The following is a 20012-nucleotide window of genomic DNA, read 5'->3' as shown; positions in this document are numbered from 1 at the left end:
ATCGATGTGACAATCTAAAATAACGATTTTACAAATATACGCTCTCGTTTCAATGTGCCGCTAACGCGGACGTTTATGCGAGAAGGATCTGGTCAATGTCCAAACCTCAGAGTCAAAATGAAATGAACGCCGGGAGGCTGGAATCCCCAAGGTTGGGCGAACCATTCTTGCTGACGCCAGGGCCCCTTACAACATCTTATGCTGTCAAAGAGGCAATGTTGCGCGACTGGGGGTCTTGGGACGGTGAGTTCCGCGCTATGACCGTCGAGTTGCGCGAGGGCTTGCTGGCGCTTACAGGCGATACCGAGGGTGTTCTGGACTGTGTTCCGATGCAGGGCAGTGGTTCTTTCGCGGTTGAGGCGATGATTGGGTCATTTGTTCCTAAATCCGGAAAGGTTCTTGTCTTGGCCAACGGGGCCTACGGCAAACGGGCTGCGGAAACTGTTAAGTATTTAGAACGTGGATTGAGCTTTGTTGACAAGGGCGACTACATGCCGCCACGCGGTGACGAGGTCGCGGCAATTCTCGCAACTGACCCGGATATCACGCATGTGCTTGCCATTCACTGTGAAACAAGCTCTGGCATCCTGAATCCGGTCAAAGAGATTTCGGACGCGGTAGAGGCAGCTGGTCGTAAGTTACTAGTCGACAGTATGAGCGCCTTTGGCGCGGTTGACCTTGATATCAACGAGGTGCGCTATGAGGCGATGGTTTCCTCGGCAAACAAATGCATCGAAGGTGTGCCGGGCTTTGGTTTTATCATTGCCTGTAAGGATTCGCTTGAGGCTGCGAAAGGCAACAGTCATTCACTCAGCCTCGATGTGCATGCACAATGGGCGCATATGAACAAGACCGGCCAATGGCGTTTTACGCCACCGACGCATGTTGTAGCGGCCTTTCTGGTTGCGCTTCGCGCGCACAAAGAAGAGGGCGGGGTTGCTGCACGCGGTGCAAGATACACCCGAAACCGCGACGTTGTGGTTGCAGGTATGCGCGACCTTGGCTTTGAGACACTGCTGAAAGACCGTTGGTTGTCGCCAATCATCGTGACGTTCTTTTGCCCGGCAGACGAACGGTTTGAATTCACCCGGTTCTATGAACTGATGAAGGACAAAGGGTTCATCATTTACCCCGGCAAGCTTACTGTCGTTGACAGCTTTCGTATCGGATGTATCGGGCAGATGGATGAACACGTCATGCGAAATGTTGTACGCGCTGCGAAAGAAGCCCTTGTCGAAATGGGCGTGGCAGATGCCTCGCCCCCCGAAATAGCCCTGATTGAACGCGCCAAGCTGGCCGCCTGAATTTCTAAGAGGAAATAAAAATGACAATTCAAACCCCGGTTGTTGCAAACGAGCGCGTTTACGCGACTCCGAAGACCTGCGCCATTGCAATTTGCCTTGATGGCTGTGAACCGGCCTATCTTGATGAGGCAATCAAGGCGGGGCTGATGCCGCATCTTGCACGGATCAAGGAAACCGGAACGGTGCGGCTGGCGCATTCGGTGATCCCGTCATTCACAAACCCGAACAACCTTTCGATCGCGACGGGTCGCCCACCGGCAGTGCACGGGATTTGCGGTAACTTCCTCTATGACACGGAAACCGGGGAAGAGGTGATGATGAACGACGTGCGCTTCCTGCGCGCGCCAACGGTCTTCAAGCAATTTTATGATGCGGGCGCCAAGGTGGCGGTCGTCACGGCAAAGGACAAGCTGCGTGCGCTATTGGGCGCCGGGCTTGAATTCGACCAGGACCGGGCGATCTGTTTCTCAGCTGAAAAATCTGACGTCGCAACAGCAGCAGAACACGGTATTGACAACGCGAGCGCCTGGCTCGGGATGTCGGTGCCAGAGGTTTACTCTGCAGGTCTGTCCGAATTCGTTTTTGCGGCCGGTGTGAAGCTTCTGGAAGAATGGAAGCCGGATGTCATGTATCTGACCACCACTGATTTTGTGCAGCACAAATATGCACCGGGCGTGAAAGAGGCGAACGATTTTTACGAAATGTTCGACAAATATCTTGGCCAGCTTGATGCGCTGGGCGCCGCGATCGTCATCACTGGGGATCACGGCATGAAGCCAAAGCATCATGCAGATGGCTCGCCTAATGTGATCTACGTGCAGGACGTGCTTGACGAATGGTTGGGCGAAGCGGCGGCGCGGGTGATCTTGCCGATCACCGACCCCTATGTGGTGCACCACGGCGCGCTTGGCTCTTTTGCAACGGCGTATCTGCCAGAAGGAGCTGATCGTCAGGATATCATCGACCGTCTGGCAAAGATCGACGGGATCGAAACGGTCCTTGGCCGTGAAGAGGCCTGCGCGCGCTTTGAACTGCCTGCAGACCGGATCGGTGATATTGTTCTGACCTCTGGCGAGAACGTGACCATTGGCACATCAGAGCATCGTCATGACCTTGCCGCGCTGAAAGAGCCGCTGCGCTCTCACGGGGGATTGCACGAACAGACCGTTCCCTTCATCGTGAACCGCAAGATCGATCTGGGGAACGCGCCCGAATTGCGCAATTTTGATGCGTTCTTTTATGCCACAATGGCCGCTGCGCAGTAATTCAGGGTTCAGGGAGAATACTATGGGGAAACCACCTATCGAGATGCGCCATGAATCCATGCGGATTGCAGGACGCAAAGTTGACACCGAAGCCCGTGTAGAGGTGCATTACCCCTATACGGACGAGGTGATCGGCTCTGTCCCTGCCGGCACAGCGGAACATGCGCGCGAAGCGTTTGAGATAGCGGCAAATTACAAGCCGACACTCACACGCTATGAGCGCCAGAAAATCCTGCTGAACGTCGCCAAAATTATTGATGAACGCAAGGCAGAGCTTGCGCCGATCATCACGGCGGAACTGGGAATTTCGATCTCCGACAGTCTTTACGAATGTGGGCGGGCCTTTGATGTTTACACGCTGGCCGGTCAGATGTGCATTCATGATGATGGCGAGATTTTTTCGTGCGATTTGACGCCACATGGCAAGGCACGCAAGATATTCACCACGCGCGAGCCATTGCGTGCGATCTCTGCGATCACACCGTTCAACCATCCGCTCAACATGGTCAGTCACAAGATCGCACCAGCGATTGCGACGAACAATTGTATGGTTGTGAAACCAACGGAACTGACGCCGCTGACGGCGATCTGGCTCGCGGATGCCCTGTACGAGGCAGGGTTGCCACCAGAGATGCTGTCGGTCGTGACCGGCTGGCCACAGGATATTGGTGACGAGATGATCACCAACGAACACATCGAACTGGTGACCTTCACTGGTGGTGTTCCGGTTGGCAAGATGATCGCGGGTAAGGCCGTATACAAACGTCAGGTACTTGAACTGGGCGGCAACGACCCGTTCATAATCTGCAATGACCTCAGTGATGATGATCTGGCCAAGGCGGCTGATCTTGCGGTCGCAGGGGCAACCAAGAACTCCGGTCAGCGCTGTACTGCGGTGAAACGTATCCTGTGTCAGGAAAGCGTGGCAGATAAATTTGTAGAGCTCGTTCTGGAGCGTGCCAAGAAAATCAGGTTTGGCGACCCGATGGACCCCAACACCGATCTTGGAACTGTTGTTCATGCGCAGGCCGCAGAGGTTTTTGAGAACCGTGTTTACATGGCTGAAAAGCAAGGTGCCAAGGTGCTTTACAATCCCGGCCGCCAAGGCGCTTTGCTGCCACCGATTGTTGTCGATCATGTACCGCACAGCTCTGAACTGGTGATGGAAGAAACCTTTGGCCCCGTTATTCCGATCGTGCGTGTTCCTGATAACGACGACGAGACAATGGAAATCTCTAACTCCACCGCCTTTGGCCTGTCTGCTGGTGTCTGCACCAATGATTTCCACCGGATGCAGCGCTACATCACCGGACTGGTCGTTGGCACCGTGAACATCTGGGAAGTTCCCGGCTACCGCATTGAAATGTCACCGTTTGGCGGCATCAAGGATAGCGGAAACGGCTACAAAGAAGGCGTTATCGAAGCCATGAAAAGCTTCACCAATGTCAAGACTTTCTCCCTCCCGTGGACTTGAAGAAATTCAATGAAATGGCTGCAAGGCCTTCGGGCCTTGCTTTTTTCCGGGGGACTGCATGAAGAAAACATTTGAACGTTTCAGCCACACGGAAGGGGAGTCGAATACTTCTGAAGCGCGGCAAAAATGGCTCGAAAAATCGATCGGCCCAAATTCTGCACCATTGCTGAAACGAGATTCTGATGCCTTTCTTCATCAAAGCCTTTCAAGTCCCTGCGTGAGCACAATAAAACGCGCCGAAGGCATCTGGATTGAAGATCTGGATGGGCGCCGTTACATGGATTTTCACGGCAATTCGGTGCACCATATCGGATATGGCCATCCAAAACTTGTCGCAGCGATCAAAGCGCAGCTTGATGATTTGCCTTTCGCCCCCCGCAGGTTCACGAATGAGCCCGCAGTTGCACTGGCTGAGAAGCTTGCAGACATTGCGCCGGGCAAACTGAACAAAACGCTGTTTACGACAGGTGGGTCAGATGCCAATGAAGTCGCTCTGAAAATTGCCCGGGCTGCGACTGGGCGGTTCAAGACAATATCGTTCTGGGATTCCTTTCATGGGGCAGGGCTTGGGGCTGCGTCCGTTGGTGGTGAAGCAACCTTCCGCTCGCATATCGCCGGCCCTTTGCTTTCGGGTACAGAGCATGTGGCACCTTTCGCGTGCTACCGCTGCCCCTATAACCACGCGGGGCCTGATGTCTGCGGTCTTGCCTGTGCTGAAATGGTTAAATTTGTGTTGGAACGCGAAGGCGACGTCGCCGCCGTTATTGCCGAGCCTATGCGCGCCGTGCCCTATGTACCACCACCAGGATTCTGGAAGGTGGTGCGCGAGGCCTGTAACGCCCATGGTGCCTTGCTGATCATGGACGAAATTCCAACGGGCCTTGGTAAAACCGGAAAGTTCTTTGCCTTTGAACACGACGATATCGTTCCGGATATTGCGGTTTTGGGTAAGGCGCTGGGTGGCGGGATACTTCCAATTGCCGCCTGTATCGCGCATGAAGACCTGGATGTTTGTGGTGACTTTGCCATTGGGCATTACACGCATGAAAAAAACCCGGTTACAGCACGTGCTGCCCTGACAACGATTGAAATCATCGAAGAAGAGGGTCTTGTCGAACGCTCGGCAAAGCTTGGGCTTTACGCGTTGAACAGACTATCTGAATTTGGCAAAAATTGCCCAATCGTTGGCGATGTGCGCGGGCGGGGTTTGATGTTTGGGGTCGAGATTGTCACGGACAAGGCCAGCAAATCTGCGGGCAAGGATATTGCTGAACAGATTTACTACAAATGTCTGGACGCAGGGCTGAGTTTCAAAATCAGCCAAGGGTGTGTGCTGACCCTTTCCCCGCCGCTTACCATTGCCAAGGCCGATCTTGATCGCGCCCTTGATATTGTGGAAACGGCGATTTCCGAAATGATCCCGGGGTGAGCACGACAGCTTTTGCAATTGTTCTGCTGGCGGCTGTTCTGCATGCTGTCTGGAACGGGTTGGTCAAGGCGTCAGAGGACAGGGCCATTGTGCTGGCGCTGATCTCACTGGGCCATGTTGTATTCGGACTGGTGCTGGTTTTGCTTGCGCCTCTGCCAGCGGTTGCAAGCTGGCCGTTCATTGCTGGATCAACCCTGATCCATTGGGCTTACTATTTTCTTTTGTATCACTCTTACAGGTTGGGCGACCTGTCGCAGGTTTACCCGATAGCACGCGGAATAGCGCCAGTTCTGGTTGCGTTAGGGGCACAGTTTGCGGTGGGTGAGGTTCTGCCTGCCGGGGCGTGGGCCGGCATCTTGATGGTAAGTGCAGGCATCCTGTTGCTGTCCAGACGCGCACTTATGTCTGCAGCGGCGACCAAGGCGACCGGAGCAGCCCTTGCGACCGGGACCTGCATTGCGGCGTATTCGATTGCTGACGGTATGGGTGTGCGTGTTGCGGAGGGCGCAATTGGGTATATAGGATGGCTGTTTGTTTCGGAAATTTTCGTCGTCGGTTTCATTTTCTGGCGACGGGGGCGTGAAATGCTGTTTGTGAAGCGGTCAGTCTGGGCCACGGGAATGGTTGGGGGGCTGGTTTCAGCGGTTGCTTATGGACTGGTGATCTACGCAAAATCATTGACCTTATTGGGTTTGGTGTCCACTCTGCGAGAGACAAGCGTCATCTTTGCAGCGCTGATCGGGGTGCTTTTCCTGGGAGAGCGGCCTTGGAAACCCAGAATTCTAGCTGCAGGGATTGTTCTGGCAGGCGTCATTTTGATGGCAACGTCAATCTGACTTATGTGTTCAGCTGATGGAACGATAAGAATAATAGATTTTAGTTATCGTAAAGCTGTCACAATAATCAAAATACAATACCAAGGTGGGATTCACCCATCGGAATCGTTCTTCAAGGAGTGAGAGATGACCAATTCAAAAAAATGGCTATTAACGTCAGCACTGGCTGTTGGCCTCGCATCTGGTGCGCTGGCCGAAGAGCTCACGGTCTACACGGCTGTCGAAGCCGAAGACCTTGCGCGATACGCCGAAATGTTTAATGCGGATCACCCGGATATTCAGATCAACTGGGTGCGTGATTCAACGGGTGTCATTACGGCCAAGCTGCTGGCTGAAAAAGACAACCCACAAGCAGACGTGATTTGGGGCTTAGCTGCGACCTCATTGCTGCTGTTCAAATCTGAAGGCATGCTGGAGCCCTATGCGCCTGAGGGCGTTGAGCTGCTTGATCCAAAGTTCGTAGACCAAAGCGACCCTCCCCAATGGGTTGGCATGGACGCCTGGGTCGCTGCGATTTGTTACAATACTGTCGAAGCAGGTGCGCTCGATTTACCCGTCCCGACAAGCTGGCAAGACTTGCTTGACCCTGTCTATGAAGGGCATTTGATTATGCCGAACCCGAATTCTTCGGGAACCGGTTTTCTGGATGTGTCCAGTTGGCTGCAAATCTTTGGTGAAGAAGGCGGCTGGGAATATATGGATGGGCTGCACAACAACATTGCACGCTACACCCATTCCGGCTCCGCGCCTTGCAAGCTTGCAGCGTCTGGTGAAATACCAATTGGTATTTCCTTTGCCTTCCGCGGCGCAAAATCCAAAGCAGCAGGCGCGCCGATCGAAATCATCGTGCCAACTGAAGGTGTAGGTTGGGACATGGAAGCAACCGCAATTGTTGCAGGTACTGACAGTCTTGAAGCTGCACAGACTTTGGTTGACTGGAGCATTACGCGCGCTGCCAACGAAATGTACAACACAGGCTATGCTGTTGTTGCTTATCCCGGCGTTGCACAACCAGTCGAGCATTTCCCAGAGAACCTTGCAGAAATGATGATCGATAATGATTTTGAATTCGCTGCAAACAACCGCTCCGCTATTCTTGAAGAATGGCAAAGCCGTTATGACGGAAAATCAGATCCAAAATAAGAGATTTGAAAACCAGGAGAGATCGGTTTTTGCCGATCTCTCCAACGCTAAAACCAGCACGCTTTAGCTTTAACGCATTTTGATCGCATGAAAAATTTCTGCGGTGGCTTAGCAACAGGAACTGCAATGACTACATTCTTGAAAATCCGGGATTTATGGAAATCCTTTGGGCAATTCGTCGCGCTCAGAGATATTTCTCTGGATGTCATAGAAGGTGAATTCCTTTGTTTTCTCGGGCCATCAGGGTGCGGCAAGACCACGCTGCTAAGGGCAATTGCCGGACTTGATATTCAGACTGCAGGTACCATTCATCAGGCTGGAAAAGATGTTTCGAACCTTCCACCAGCAGAGCGCGATTTTGGGATTGTGTTTCAGTCCTACGCACTTTTCCCGAACCTGACGATCAGCGAGAATATCTCCTTTGGCCTCGAGAACGCTGGAAAAAACAAGGCAGAGGTTAAAAAGCGGGTCGACGAGTTGCTGCAACTGATTGGCTTGCCCGAGCAACGTGACAAATACCCAGCACAGCTTTCCGGGGGGCAACAACAACGGATTGCGCTTGCCCGCGCAATCGCGACCTCACCGGGGCTTTTGCTATTGGATGAGCCACTTTCAGCGCTAGATGCCAAAGTAAGGGTGCACCTGCGTCACGAAATGACAGAGCTGCAGAGAAAGCTCAAAGTTACAACTGTCATGGTGACCCACGATCAGGAAGAAGCGCTCTCAATGGCAGACAGGATCGTCGTGATGAACCACGGCGTGATCGAACAGGTGGGCACCCCCACCGAAATTTATACCGATCCGGTGTCGCTGTTTGTTGCGGATTTCATTGGCGAGATGAACCAGGTTCCCGCGGAAGTGACGAAAGAGGGTGAAGTCAGGGTCGGAAACAGGACATTGCTGTGCCGGACGGGTGATTTCGCACCCGGTAGCAAAGTGATTGCCGCGCTTCGCCCCGAAGACGTTATTCCGCATGACAAAGACGTGCGATTGCCGGGTACGCCTGATGTGATTGAAACGCTGCAAAACACATTTGACGTGGTGATAAAGGAAATGGAATTTCTGGGGTCTTTCTGGCGCACATCGGTATCCGATGAAGAGGCCGAAGGTCTGGATCTGACGGCGGATTTTTCAATCAATGCGGTTCGGCGGCTGTCTTTGGCAGTAGGTGAAAAAATTACAGTTGAGCTTCCGGCTGATCGCCTGAAAGCCTTTTCTGAAACCTCGGGGGCGGAACAATGAGTTCTGTCGAATCCATACCGGGTCCAAAGATACGTAAAAAGGTTGGCACGGACGCGCTGATCCAACGTGGGTTTATCGTTGTCATCGCGCTTTACCTGATTATCACCCTTGCTTTTCCGCTTTATGCGATGCTGTCCAAAGCGTTTGAGGTGTATAATTACGATCTTAGCCAGTTCAGCGTTCAGGCGAGCGATGAGGAAGGCAATTTCACAACAGGCCCGGTCACATTATTAGATTTGAACGCTGAACTTGGTTTGCTGGGCGATTCTGATATGGCGGCCAAGGGAGATGGCCGCCTGAGTTTGACGCAGTTTTTTCCGGACTTTAGTTTCAGAAGTCCGGTGATGTACCGTGTTGCCGGAACAGATGAAAAGTCTGTCTTTCTCGTCGGATCAGAACGGCACGTCGGTACCGAAAGCGTGGAGGTCGACAGCAACACCTTTCGCAAGGTCGTTGTAAGGCCGGTCAAAAGCCGCGGTATGTCAAACTTCACGCGCTATTTTTCGACCCCTGCATTGTTCCGTTCGATCGGAAACTCGGTTTTCATTGCGACGGTTTCAACGATCATAACAGTGACGCTTGCATTTTGGTTTGCCTACGCGTTGAGCCGCAGTTGCATGAAATACAAAGGCTTCTTCAGGCTGGTTGCGATGGCACCCATTCTTGTGCCATCCCTTTTGCCGGGTATTGCGCTTGTCTATTTGTTCGGCAATCAGGGCATCCTGAAAGGATTGCTCATGGGGCAGAGCATCTATGGCCCTATCGGAATTGTGATTGGTTCGGTCTTCTTCACATTTCCCCATGCAATGCTCATCATTGGCACGGCCTTGTCGATCTCTGATGCACGACTTTATGAAGCGGCGGTATCCTTGCGGGCCAGCAGGTGGCGTACGTTCTGGACCGTCACAATTCCCGGGGCGCGGTATGGGCTGATCTCGGCGGCCTTTGTTGTCTTCAACCTTGTGATCACCGATTTTGGTCTGCCAAAGGTTATCGGCGGGCAGTTCAATGTTCTGGCTGTTGATATCTACAAGCAGGTGATCGGGCAGCAGAACTTTGAAATGGGCGCGGTTGTGTCTGTTGTGCTTTTGCTGCCAGCCTTGCTTGCCTTTGCAATTGACCGGCAAGTGCAGAAAAAACAAGTCGCGGGTCTGACTGCGCGCTCGGTCGTGTTCGAGCCAAAACCAGACCGCAAGGCAGACACCGGCTGGCTGTTTTACTGCAGCCTTGTTGCAGTTTTCATTCTGGGTATCATCGGAATTTGCCAAATGGCCGCGCTCATCAAGTTCTGGCCCTATGATATGAGCCTTTCGCTGAACAACTACGCCTTTGACCGGATGGATGGGGGCGGGTGGGCCGCCTACAAAAACTCGATCAAGCTGGGGCTTCTCACTGCATTTGTCGGAACGGTTGTGGTTTTCCTCGGGGCTTACATGGTCGAGAAAACCAGCGATTTCACCAAGGGCAGATCAGGATTCCAGATGCTCGCGATGATGCCCATGGCCATTCCGGGCATGGTTCTGGGTCTTGCCTACATCTTCTTCTTTAATAACCCAGCGAACCCTTTGAATTTCATCTACGGGACGATGGCGATATTGGTCGTGTCGACAGTGACCCACTTTTACACGGTTTCTCACCTGACTGCGGTGACGGCCCTTAAGCAGATGGATACGGAATTCGAGAGCGTGGCCTCGTCACTCAAGCAGCCATTTTACAAGCTCTTTGCGCGAGTCACAGTGCCGGTCTGTATGCCTGCAATACTGAACATCTCGATCTATCTGTTTGTGAACGCGATGACGACGGTTTCTGCTGTGGTGTTCCTGTATTCAACCGATACAGCACTTGCGTCTATCGCGGTTCTGAACATGGATGACGCAGGCGATATCGCACCAGCCGCCGCTATGGGCATGATGATATTTTACACGAACGCAGCGGCCAGATTACTGCATGCCGTGGGATCGCGCGCTATTCTGAAGCGTTCAGAAGCGTGGCGCCAGCGTTAGCTGTTTTGTTGCTAAAGCCTGAAGTTCAGACAAAATGCTGAGCCAGAGATTTGTTCTGAAAAATGTGTAACTCGTATCAAAAAGGGTTAGAAAAGCGGTATTTACCCTTGAATTGGCGGGCAAAAACACGATTAGGCCACAATATCTCCATAAATATTTATGCACTGTTCCCTAGGCTGAATCCAAATGCAGCGCATGCAACTATGGAGTTTAGGGATGAAAGTTCTGGCAGTAGATGATGACGAGTTCATTGCAGAGCTAGTACCGTTGCTTTTGTCGAATTGCGGGGATCACGACGTTTCGATCAGCATGTCTGCTGAAGAGGCACTGACGACAATCGCAAACGAAGACGACAGATTTGACTGCCTGTTTCTCGATATCCAGATGCCTGGAATGAGCGGGATCGAACTTTGTGGAAAAATCCGTGCATTGCCCGGATATCGCACAACGCCAATCTTCATGCTGACGGCAATGAACGACAAATCTTACATCGATCAGGCCTTCGCTGCTGGTGCTACCGATTATGTCACAAAACCCTTCGATGTTATGGCAATTGGAGAAAAAATTCTGGCGGCGGAAAACCTGATTGCAGAGCAAAAAGAAAACTGGACTCGTCAGTTTTCCGAACCAACATGCCAAGCCGATGGTTCAACTGACGCAAAAGTGGAGTTTTCGGATGCAAATAGTCTGGAAATGATAGAGGGCGCGGTCGAATATGACGTGCTTTCAAATTACCTAAATCAACTTTCCAAGTCGCGGCTCTACAATTCAACGATCTTTGCCGTGAAGGTCGATCAGGCCGAAATTATTCACACGCAGGGCAGCTCTTCGGAATTCTTGCGTCTCGTGAAAGAAGTTGGCTGCGCTATATCCGAAACACTGATGTCCAGGGGCTTTTTCCTGATGTCCTACGTTGGAAAAGGCGTCTTTGTTTGTATTTTCCAGAATTCGGGCCGTGAAAGCCACGAGTTGCTGGAGCAGCATACCCAGCAACTTATTCAAAGTAAGCAGCTGAGCTATGACAACGGAACCCCAGCAGTCGTCAGCGTTTCAATGGGTGATCCGTTGAAGCCACATCTTAGTTTTTCAAAGAGCCCTGATCGTATTTTTCAACTGGCGATCACGCGTGTTGCAGGAAAACCCATGCAGACCATGCCCTATGAAAACAAACATCGGTGGGTGTCTTAAAGCCGGATTAGAAGGTTGGAGGGGTGCTGGCGCTTACGATCACGCACTCCTGCTGGCCTGTGTTACGAAACCTGTGCGGCAGGCGACTGTCAAAGATATAACCATCCCCCGCGCTTAGAACACGAACCTGATCGCTGACGGTGATTTCAATCGAACCGCTTATGACAACACCCGCTTCCTCCGCCTCATGCGAAAGAAGTTCGACACCGGTATCGGATTCAGGCGGGTAGGTTTCGTACAGCATCAGTAGCGCGTGATGGGATGAGCCGCCGATCTGCCTCAAAGACACCTGTGCAGATGCCCCCGGGCTGTCGCCTGAAACTTGCGGCGCAATCTCGGTGAACTCGCTGGCGGTGAAAAAATACTTCGGCGTGTTTTCATCGTCAAATGAAGAAAAGAATTCCGACATGCTCATGGGAATGGCGTCGAGCAGGCTTTTAAGCGATGCGATGGAAGGGCTGGTCTTGTTCTTCTCAATCAACGAGATTGTGCCATTCGTCAAACCGGCCCGACTAGCAAGTTCCCGCTGAGACAATCCGCGCTGTTTTCTTACAGATTGTAGCTTTTTTCCGATATCCAATTGACTGGCCTTTTGTGGATCACACCCTGAATTCTTATATTGTTCAATGCATTATTTATCGTTGCCGCATCACAATGACAAAGCGGAAAGCAAAACAGAGTATTTTTAGTGTTTTGAATCGCGATTTATTTTAGTATTTCGCATGATTGACAATTAAAATAAACACCGTATTGAAATACTAAACAGTTCAAGCCGTCACGTTATGAAGGAAAGTTTATTATGGCAAATGTTGTGAAAGAGAAACCCGCGAGAGCGCGTGCGAAGAAAAAAGCCAAAATCGAGGTTGTTTCAAGCGCGACGCCAGACGCTAAAACCAATGCTTCGCTTTTGGCGCGCCGTCAGGCGGCGGTACCACATGGGGTTGCATCAGCGGCACCTGTTTTTGCAAGCCACGCAGAAAACGCAGAGCTATGGGATGTTGAAGGCAACCGCTACATCGACTTTGCTGGCGGCATTGCGGTTTTGAACACGGGTCATCGCCATCCGAAGGTGGTTGAGGCGGCGAAAGCCCAGGAAGATCACTACACGCACACCAGCTTTCAGGTTGTACCTTACGAGCCTTATGTTGCACTTGCTGAAAAGCTGAATGCACTCGCACCCGGCGATTTTGCCAAGAAAACGCTGCTGGTGACCACAGGTGCCGAAGCTGTCGAGAACGCGGTCAAAATTGCGCGTGCTGCAACTGGTCGTACAGGTGTTATTGCCTTCACCGGCGCCTATCATGGCCGCACGCTGCTGACCTTGGGTATGACCGGGAAGATTTCGCCTTATAAGAAGGACGTTGGCCCGTTCCCTGCCGATGTCTTCCGTGCTCCGTTCCCAAGCAAGCGCAACGACATTACAGTTGCTGATGCTTTGACGGCGCTGGAAAATCTTTTCCTGACAGATGCGCAGCCAGATCGTATTGCAGCAATTATTCTGGAGCCGGTGCTGGGCGAGGGCGGGTACTACCCTGTCCCGACCGAACTGATGCAGGCCCTGCGCGGAATTTGCGACAAACACGGTATTCTGCTTATTGCTGATGAAGTTCAGGCAGGGTTCGGCCGTACCGGCACATGGTTCGCTATCGAGCATTCCGGTGTTGTTCCTGACCTTATCACCGTCGCCAAAAGTATGGCGGGCGGCTATCCGATCGCTGGTGTCATTGGCCGTGCCGACGTTATGGACGCGCTGGCGCCCGGTGGCCTTGGCGGAACCTACGGTGGCAACCCTGTTGCCTGTGCAGCCGCGCTTGCCGCGATTCAGGCAATCGAGGAAGAGGGGCTTTTGGCCCGCTCGACAGCACTTGGGGAACATTTCCGCAGCCGTTTTGCAGAAATTGGTGCCCGTGCTGCCCCCTACCGGATGTGGGACATCCGCGGTTTGGGCGCAATGCTTGCCGTTGAGTTCGTAACGGATTTTGAAACCGCAACTCCAGACGCTGCTCTGACCAAATCGGTTTGTGCGCATGCGCTGAAACGCGGTCTGATCCTGCTGTCTTGTGGCATGCACGGAAATGCGGTTCGCATCATGGTGCCATTGACCGCGTCTGATGAGATTATCGAAGAAGGTTTGAGTATCTTTGAAGAGGCGCTGACTGCAGCCGTTGCAGAGCAATAAACCGCCCCTGAAAAGCAACTTCTCTGATAAAAGGCGCATAGCGTTCTATGCGCCTTTTTCTTATTGAACGGGCTGAAAACTTTCTGCGCGCGCTCGGTTCCAACGCTCTTTGTAGCCAGATTGGTCTGCACCTTTTTTCAGCAAGAACCCTTCGGGTAAATAGGGGTAGGCTTCATCGCCTGTGACCATCTGTGCATCGCTTTGGCGCGTCATAAAATGATGCGGCAGGAAGTGCCGTGGATCTGACAGGCCAGCGGCGCCTGCCATCTCTCCAAGCGCTTTAAGTGTGTTGTCATGAAACCGGGCAACACGCTGGCTTTTGTTGTTCACGTCAAGCGCGTGCTGACGAAGCGGGTCTTGGGTTGCGACACCAACCGGGCAGTGGTTGGTATGGCAGGCCTGCGCCTGGATACAGCCGATCGCGAACATGAAGCCGCGCGCTGAATTCACCCAATCTGCGCCAAGGGCCAATGCGCGTGCAATGTCGAACGCGGTGATCAGCTTGCCCGCAGCACCAATTTTTACCTGATCACGCAATCCCGCACCACGTAGCGTGTTGTGAACGAAAGTCAGCCCTTCGGTCATCGGCATTCCGACGTGGTTTGCAAATTCTACAGGGGCAGCACCCGTGCCACCTTCGGTGCCATCAACGACAATGAAATCTGGCACGACGCCGGTTTTCAGCATCGCTTTTAACGATGCACATGAATTCGCGCCGGTGCCCGATACAAAGTTTGAATCCGACGGGTTTGCCACCTGATCTTTCGCGCAAAAGATCCAGAAACTCCATCATTTCTATCGGTGTGGAAAAAGCACTGTGCGACGCTGGCGAGACACAGTCCTGCCCCATCGGCACCCCACGCGCTTCGGCAATTTCGGGCGAGATTTTTGAGGCGGGCAACATGCCCCCATGCCCGGGCTTAGCGCCCTGGCTGAGTTTGACTTCAATCATCTTAATCTGATCACTTGCAGATTGTTCTGCAAACCTGTCTGCGTTAAAGCTTCCATCATCTGCGCGACACCCGAAATATCCTGAACCAACTTCATAAATCAGATCGCCGCCACCTTCACGGTGGTATCTGCTGACCCCACCTTCGCCCGTGTCATGGGCGAAGCCGCCTATTTTCGCACCGGTGTTCAAAGCCAGAATTGCATTCGCTGAAAGGGCACCAAAACTCATCGCGGAAATATTATAAAGCGACGCATCATAAGGCTTTTTACAGGCGTCATTCCCAATTCTGACCCGAAAATCTGTATCTGTCAGGTGAACGGGCTGTATCGAATGCGTGAGCCATGCGTATCCGGCGTCATAAACGCGTTTACGGGTGCCAAAAGGACGTTTGTCTTCCACACCTTTGGCGCGCTGGTATACAAGCGAACGGTCATCGCGGCTAAAGGGTTCTTCATCCTGATCGCTTTCGATCAGGTATTGGCGGATTTCCGGGCGAACACCCTCAAAAAGGAACCGCATATGCCCCAGCACCGGGTAATTTCGCAAAATAGAATGGCGGGGCTGGGTGACATCATGAACCCCAAGGGCGGTGAGGGCTGCGAAAAACAAGGCTGGTACCAGCATCCAAGCAAACCAATATGCTGCAACAAGAGACAGAACCGTCAAAAGGGCGACGCCTAAAAACACCGCGTAGCGCTCCAATGATATGAGTTTCGACATTAACCATTTCTCCCGTCCCTAATTTGGGGTGCTGTTTTACGTGCCACCTTTTGGGCAACATTATCGCAACAAAAAATTAATGCAAAAGACATCGCGCTTGTTGGCTTCTCAAGATTTTTTTGCCAGGCACATTTTACTTGCTCAAGAAACAAGTGATTAGAATAATAAACAGTACATCTGGTGATTCAATTTGAATATATCTGTTGACAAAACTCAGAAGTAACAGATTGTGGTAAGTCCATAGACAGGTAAAATTAAGATAAAGCTCATAATTAGTCATGGAATTAAGTGCGGAATGGGACGTCTTTACTGAATATGATGTGCAGCGAACAACGCAGTTTGAAGGTTCTTTACAACGCTTGTGGCGTTGTTTTTATTAAGCGACATTCTGCTATTTCGGTTCTAGGTATTAGGGGGTAAGAGGTGCGCAACGCAGATTCTTACGGTTTTGTTCCAGATGGAGCTGTCTGCGCTTATGGAGACTTTTCTGTATGACCCCTTTCGCAATCGCCGGCGTTCAGATGTATGTGAACGCGCTACAATCAAATGTCGACTACATGATCCAGCGGTTGGATATTGTGATGCTGCGGTTCCCGTGGACGCAAATGGTCCTGTTCAGCGAGCTGGCACCATTTGGCCCGTTGGATCGGTTTGCTCTGCCGAGAGAAAATGACGTTGTTGACCGGTTTCGCGAGGCGGCTCGTCGTCACAAGGTCTGGCTCATTCCCGGATCGATGTTTGAAAAAGCAGAAGACGGGCGTGTGTTTAATAGCTCAGTCGTGATTAACCCGGACGGGGATATCGTGGCGCGTTACAGTAAAATGTTCCCATTTCGCCCCTATGAGGCGGGGATCACAGCCGGAACCGATTTCTGCGTTTTTGATGTCCCCGAAGTTGGGCGTTTTGGACTGTCGATTTGCTATGACATCTGGTTCCCGGAGACCACCAGACAACTGACAAGCCAGGGTGTTGAGGTTCTTTTGCATCCCGTTCTTACGGGTACAACAGACCGTGACGCAGAGCTTGCTATCGCGCGCGCAACAGCAGCGCAATTTCAGTGCTATGTCTTTGATGTCAATGGCTTAGGTGCCGGGGGTGTCGGTAAGTCTTGCGTAATTGATCCGGCCTCGACCGTACTGCACCAATCCGGCGGGCAGGAAGACATGTTCCCCATCGAGATTGACTTGAGCATGGTTCGGCGCCAGCGTGAAACCGGTATGAAGGGTTTGGGGCAAGTCTTGAAAAGTTTCCGCGACCGGTCTGTCGACTTTTCTGTCTACGACCGTAACAGCGGGACGGATGCTTTTTTGCATACGCTTGGACCTCTTGAAATTCCCCAACAAGGCTCGCGCGCAGGGCTGCGCGTTGATGTTCCGACAGACGATCAGCCAGTAAAAGAAACCAGAAACCGGGCTCATGGGATTTCATCCTTTCTGGGCAAGATATCTAGCGGCTAAGCGACCAGACAGTTCACGAAAAACGTTCTTGGAATTGCATTGGTCGTTCGCTTAAAAAAGTGGAGAACGACTGATGCAATCTGTGAATGACTACTATTCTGCGATCCAGCTCCGTTCAGATCGCTGGAGCGCATTGCGCGAAGTGACAAGGTCGCTTTCTAATGATCCGCAATGCAAGAAATCCGGAGAACTGCACAAAAAGATAGAGGAGTTGTTCAACTCTCTCGCGTTGATAGAGCCGTACTGGGCCTTCCCCGGGATGTCAGCCTTTGATCACATGCGGCGCCAGTTTGAGCATCGCAAATATGAAGATCTTGCGTTTTCCGTACATCGTGTGACTCGCGCACTTACAACAGGTGCCTATCGTAGGCGCCATATACCTCTTGAGCGGGATTCAGTCGACAAAGAGGAACATGACGACGAGGCCATGCTTTCCCCGGAAGCGCGTGCCATGAGCAAACCCTATTTCGAGGTACTGATCGTTGACGAGGTGAACGAGCATCAGGAACGTTGGTTGAAAAGCAATGTTTTACGTATGCGGCGGCCTGAAGACCCTTACCTTTTCGAAGCCGTGGTTGTGCCAAGCCTAGAGGATGCGCTAATTGCCATCCTGTTTAATCATAATATTCAGGCCATTGTTGTCCGGCCTGGGCTTGTCCTGAAGTCAAAACTTGATCAGCCAACACTTGCACGGTACCTGAACCGCGCTGGTGGGCAGGAAGAACTGGAAGCTTTGCGGCCCGAAGACTATGGTCCGGAATTGTGCCGCCTGATTGCAAGGGTGCGACCAGAACTAGACGCTTATCTTGTTACAGAACGCTCTGTCGAAGATATCGCAGGTTTGGATTTAGGCATATGTCGCCGTGTTTTCTATAACCAAGAAGATTTCATGGAACTGCACCTTAACATTCTGAGAGGGGTGCAAGCGCGCCAAAAAACACCGTTTTTCACCGCACTGGTTGAATATTCAAAGCAGCCTACAGGCGTCTTTCACGCGATGCCGATCAGCCGCGGAAAATCCATTTCGCGAAGTCACTGGATACAGGATATGGGGGCTTTTTACGGCCCGAATATTTTTCTTGCGGAAACTTCTGCCACCTCGGGTGGGCTTGACAGTTTGCTGGAACCGCATGGTCCCATCAAAGAAGCGCAGGAACTGGCCAGCCGTGCCTTCGGGTCAAAACAGACCTTTTTTGCAACAAACGGCACCTCGACATGCAATAAGATCGTCGTGCAAGCCCTTGTTCGTCCAGGAGATATCGTGCTGGTCGACCGCGATTGCCACAAATCGCATCACTACGGTATGGTGCTGAGCGGTGCGCAGGTTGTGTACCTCGACAGCTACCCCCTTAATGAATACTCGATGTATGGCGCGGTTCCGTTAAGGGATATCAAGCACCAATTGCTTGCGCTTAAGGCTGCGGGCAAGCTTGACCGCGTTCGGATGCTTTTGCTGACCAACTGTACGTTTGACGGTATTGTCTACAACGTCGAGCGCGTGATGGAGGAATGTCTGGCGATTAAGCCAGATCTTATTTTCCTTTGGGATGAGGCCTGGTTTGCGTTTGCGCGTTTTGGCCCGACATATCGTCAGCGTACCGCGATGAATGCCGCCAATGTACTTCGAGAGAAGTTCAGAAGTGAGAGCCATCTCAAAGCGTATGAAAAACAGCAGGAAAAGTTAAAGGATGCGGATACGGAAACCCTGCTGAACACACGGCTTATCCCGCCGCCCAATGCGCGGGTCAGGACCTATGCGACGCAATCAACGCATAAAACCCTTACTAGCTTGCGACAGGGCTCCATGATCCATGTGAACGATCAGGATTTCAAAGGTGAGGTCGAACAGTCTTTTCACGAAGCCTACATGACCCACACATCGACATCGCCCAACTATCAGATCATCGCGTCGCTTGATGTCGGTCGCCGTCAGGTCGAACTGGAGGGTTTCGAATTTGTTCAGCGTCAGGTCGAGGCCGCCATGTCGATGCGGCGTGCTATTTCAACGCACCCGTTGCTTCAGAAATACTTCAAAGTCCTGACCGCGGGTGACATGATTCCTGAGAAGCATCGCGAAAGCGGTGTGACGAGCTATTACGACTCTGAACAGGGTTGGACAGATATCTGGGATTGTTGGGAAAAGGACGAATTCGTTCTGGATGCGACGCGCGTAACCCTTGCCGTTGGTGGCACCGGTTGGGATGGGGATACGTTCAAAACTGATATTCTGATGGATCAATACGGTATTCAGATCAATAAAACCTCGCGCAATACGGTTTTGTTTATGACGAACATCGGGACAACACGTTCGTCTGTTGCCTATCTTATCGAGGTTCTGGTCGAAATTGCCAAAGGGCTGGACGACCTTCTTGATGATGCGTCGCGCATGGAACGGTTGTCGTTCGACCGGCGTGTTAAAAATCTGATGGAAGATTTGCCTCCGTTGCCAGATTTCAGCCGTTTTCACGATGCTTTCCGGAAAGACAATGTGACGTCTGAAGGAGATATCCGCAGCGCCTTTTTCCTAAGTTACGACGAGAATAACTGTGACTACCTGGAACTCGACGGGTCCGTAAAAGCGGCAATGGATAGCGGGCAAGAGGTTGTATCAGCCTCTTTCATAATACCTTATCCACCGGGTTTCCCGATCCTTGTGCCAGGGCAGGTCGTCAGCAAGGAAATCCTTGCCTTTATGCGCGCCCTGGACGTGAACGAAATTCACGGTTATCGCGCCGATCTGGGTCTGCGGGTGTTTACGCCCGAAGCTTTAGCGTCTCAGATTAAATTAAAACTTCCCACTGCAGCCGAATAAGAAGAGGA

The 20012-nt window shown here is 52.0% G+C and carries 13 protein-coding genes and 1 pseudogene; 12 read left to right on the top strand and 2 right to left on the bottom strand.

Features of this window, described 5'->3' with window-relative positions; genetic code table 11:
• Nucleotides 1-95: 95 nt before the first annotated feature.
• The 9 genes from MWU63_RS04655 to MWU63_RS04615 all read left to right on the top strand — a co-directional run bounded on the left by MWU63_RS04655 (nucleotide 96) and on the right by MWU63_RS04615 (nucleotide 11884).
• Nucleotides 96-1304 (top strand): 2-aminoethylphosphonate--pyruvate transaminase, encoded by a 1209-nt coding sequence (locus MWU63_RS04655; RefSeq protein ID WP_246531640.1) that lies wholly within the window; start codon nucleotides 96-98, stop codon nucleotides 1302-1304.
• A gap of 20 nt (nucleotides 1305-1324) precedes the next feature.
• On the top strand, nucleotides 1325-2569 hold the full coding sequence (phnA, locus tag MWU63_RS04650) for a phosphonoacetate hydrolase (RefSeq protein ID WP_247077090.1): 1245 nt from the start codon (nucleotides 1325-1327) through the stop codon (nucleotides 2567-2569).
• Between the two features lie 22 nt (nucleotides 2570-2591).
• Nucleotides 2592-4043, top strand: a complete 1452-nt coding sequence (phnY, locus tag MWU63_RS04645; protein WP_213888211.1) for a phosphonoacetaldehyde dehydrogenase — start codon at nucleotides 2592-2594, stop codon at nucleotides 4041-4043.
• Nucleotides 4044-4101: 58 nt separating this feature from the next.
• Nucleotides 4102-5472, top strand: coding sequence for an aspartate aminotransferase family protein (locus MWU63_RS04640; protein WP_213888210.1), 1371 nt, complete (start codon nucleotides 4102-4104; stop codon nucleotides 5470-5472).
• Nucleotides 5469-6308: an EamA family transporter gene (locus MWU63_RS04635; protein WP_213888209.1), complete on the top strand. Its 840-nt coding sequence runs from the start codon at nucleotides 5469-5471 to the stop codon at nucleotides 6306-6308. The genes MWU63_RS04640 and MWU63_RS04635 overlap by 4 nt, the downstream gene beginning before the upstream one ends.
• A gap of 126 nt (nucleotides 6309-6434) precedes the next feature.
• The gene (locus MWU63_RS04630) at nucleotides 6435-7451 is read left to right on the top strand and encodes a putative 2-aminoethylphosphonate ABC transporter substrate-binding protein (protein ID WP_213888208.1); all 1017 of its coding nucleotides are present in this window, start codon (nucleotides 6435-6437) and stop codon (nucleotides 7449-7451) included.
• A gap of 126 nt (nucleotides 7452-7577) precedes the next feature.
• On the top strand, nucleotides 7578-8693 hold the full coding sequence (locus tag MWU63_RS04625; RefSeq protein WP_213888207.1) for a putative 2-aminoethylphosphonate ABC transporter ATP-binding protein: 1116 nt from the start codon (nucleotides 7578-7580) through the stop codon (nucleotides 8691-8693).
• Nucleotides 8690-10696 carry a putative 2-aminoethylphosphonate ABC transporter permease subunit gene (locus MWU63_RS04620; RefSeq protein ID WP_213888206.1) on the top strand — a complete coding sequence of 669 codons (2007 nt, stop codon included), beginning with the start codon at nucleotides 8690-8692 and terminating at the stop codon, nucleotides 10694-10696. Before MWU63_RS04625 ends, MWU63_RS04620 begins: the two co-directional genes overlap by 4 nt.
• Before the next feature lie 216 nt (nucleotides 10697-10912).
• Nucleotides 10913-11884, top strand: coding sequence for a response regulator (locus MWU63_RS04615; protein ID WP_213888205.1), 972 nt, complete (start codon nucleotides 10913-10915; stop codon nucleotides 11882-11884).
• A gap of 7 nt (nucleotides 11885-11891) precedes the next feature.
• Here the strand turns inward: MWU63_RS04615 and MWU63_RS04610 are convergent, their stop codons facing one another.
• Nucleotides 11892-12464, bottom strand: a complete 573-nt coding sequence (locus MWU63_RS04610) for a cupin domain-containing protein (protein WP_213888204.1) — start codon at nucleotides 12462-12464, stop codon at nucleotides 11892-11894.
• 219 nt (nucleotides 12465-12683) lie between these two features.
• Here MWU63_RS04610 and gabT point away from each other — a divergent pair, with 219 nt between their 5' ends.
• The gene (gene gabT, locus MWU63_RS04605; RefSeq protein ID WP_213888203.1) at nucleotides 12684-14063 is read left to right on the top strand and encodes a 4-aminobutyrate--2-oxoglutarate transaminase; all 1380 of its coding nucleotides are present in this window, start codon (nucleotides 12684-12686) and stop codon (nucleotides 14061-14063) included.
• 60 nt (nucleotides 14064-14123) lie between these two features.
• Here the strand turns inward: gabT and MWU63_RS04600 are convergent.
• Nucleotides 14124-15735: pseudogene (locus MWU63_RS04600) on the bottom strand (FMN-binding glutamate synthase family protein).
• Nucleotides 15736-16226: 491 nt separating this feature from the next.
• Between MWU63_RS04600 and MWU63_RS04595 the strand changes: the two are divergent.
• Both MWU63_RS04595 and MWU63_RS04590 read left to right on the top strand, forming a co-directional pair.
• The gene (locus tag MWU63_RS04595; RefSeq protein WP_213888201.1) at nucleotides 16227-17192 is read left to right on the top strand and encodes a carbon-nitrogen hydrolase family protein; all 966 of its coding nucleotides are present in this window, start codon (nucleotides 16227-16229) and stop codon (nucleotides 17190-17192) included.
• A gap of 73 nt (nucleotides 17193-17265) precedes the next feature.
• Nucleotides 17266-20004 carry an ornithine decarboxylase gene (locus MWU63_RS04590; protein WP_213888200.1) on the top strand — a complete coding sequence of 913 codons (2739 nt, stop codon included), beginning with the start codon at nucleotides 17266-17268 and terminating at the stop codon, nucleotides 20002-20004.
• The last annotated feature ends 8 nt before the right edge of the window (nucleotides 20005-20012 follow it).

Source organism: Pseudohalocynthiibacter sp. F2068 (assembly GCF_023015645.1).
In the GTDB taxonomy this organism is placed as follows: domain Bacteria; phylum Pseudomonadota; class Alphaproteobacteria; order Rhodobacterales; family Rhodobacteraceae; genus Pseudohalocynthiibacter; species Pseudohalocynthiibacter aestuariivivens.
The sequence above is the reverse complement of the archived record's forward strand: the minus strand, read 5'-3'. Positions and strand labels throughout refer to the sequence as shown.

Coding starts and splice junctions, on each gene's coding strand:
- MWU63_RS04655 (WP_246531640.1), top strand. CDS start 96: ATGTCCAAACCTCAGAGTCAAAATGAAATGAACGCCGGGAGGCTGGAA.
- phnA (WP_247077090.1), top strand. CDS start 1,325: ATGACAATTCAAACCCCGGTTGTTGCAAACGAGCGCGTTTACGCGACT.
- phnY (WP_213888211.1), top strand. CDS start 2,592: ATGGGGAAACCACCTATCGAGATGCGCCATGAATCCATGCGGATTGCA.
- MWU63_RS04640 (WP_213888210.1), top strand. CDS start 4,102: ATGAAGAAAACATTTGAACGTTTCAGCCACACGGAAGGGGAGTCGAAT.
- MWU63_RS04630 (WP_213888208.1), top strand. CDS start 6,435: ATGACCAATTCAAAAAAATGGCTATTAACGTCAGCACTGGCTGTTGGC.
- MWU63_RS04625 (WP_213888207.1), top strand. CDS start 7,578: ATGACTACATTCTTGAAAATCCGGGATTTATGGAAATCCTTTGGGCAA.
- MWU63_RS04620 (WP_213888206.1), top strand. CDS start 8,690: ATGAGTTCTGTCGAATCCATACCGGGTCCAAAGATACGTAAAAAGGTT.
- MWU63_RS04615 (WP_213888205.1), top strand. CDS start 10,913: ATGAAAGTTCTGGCAGTAGATGATGACGAGTTCATTGCAGAGCTAGTA.
- gabT (WP_213888203.1), top strand. CDS start 12,684: ATGGCAAATGTTGTGAAAGAGAAACCCGCGAGAGCGCGTGCGAAGAAA.
- MWU63_RS04595 (WP_213888201.1), top strand. CDS start 16,227: ATGACCCCTTTCGCAATCGCCGGCGTTCAGATGTATGTGAACGCGCTA.
- MWU63_RS04590 (WP_213888200.1), top strand. CDS start 17,266: ATGCAATCTGTGAATGACTACTATTCTGCGATCCAGCTCCGTTCAGAT.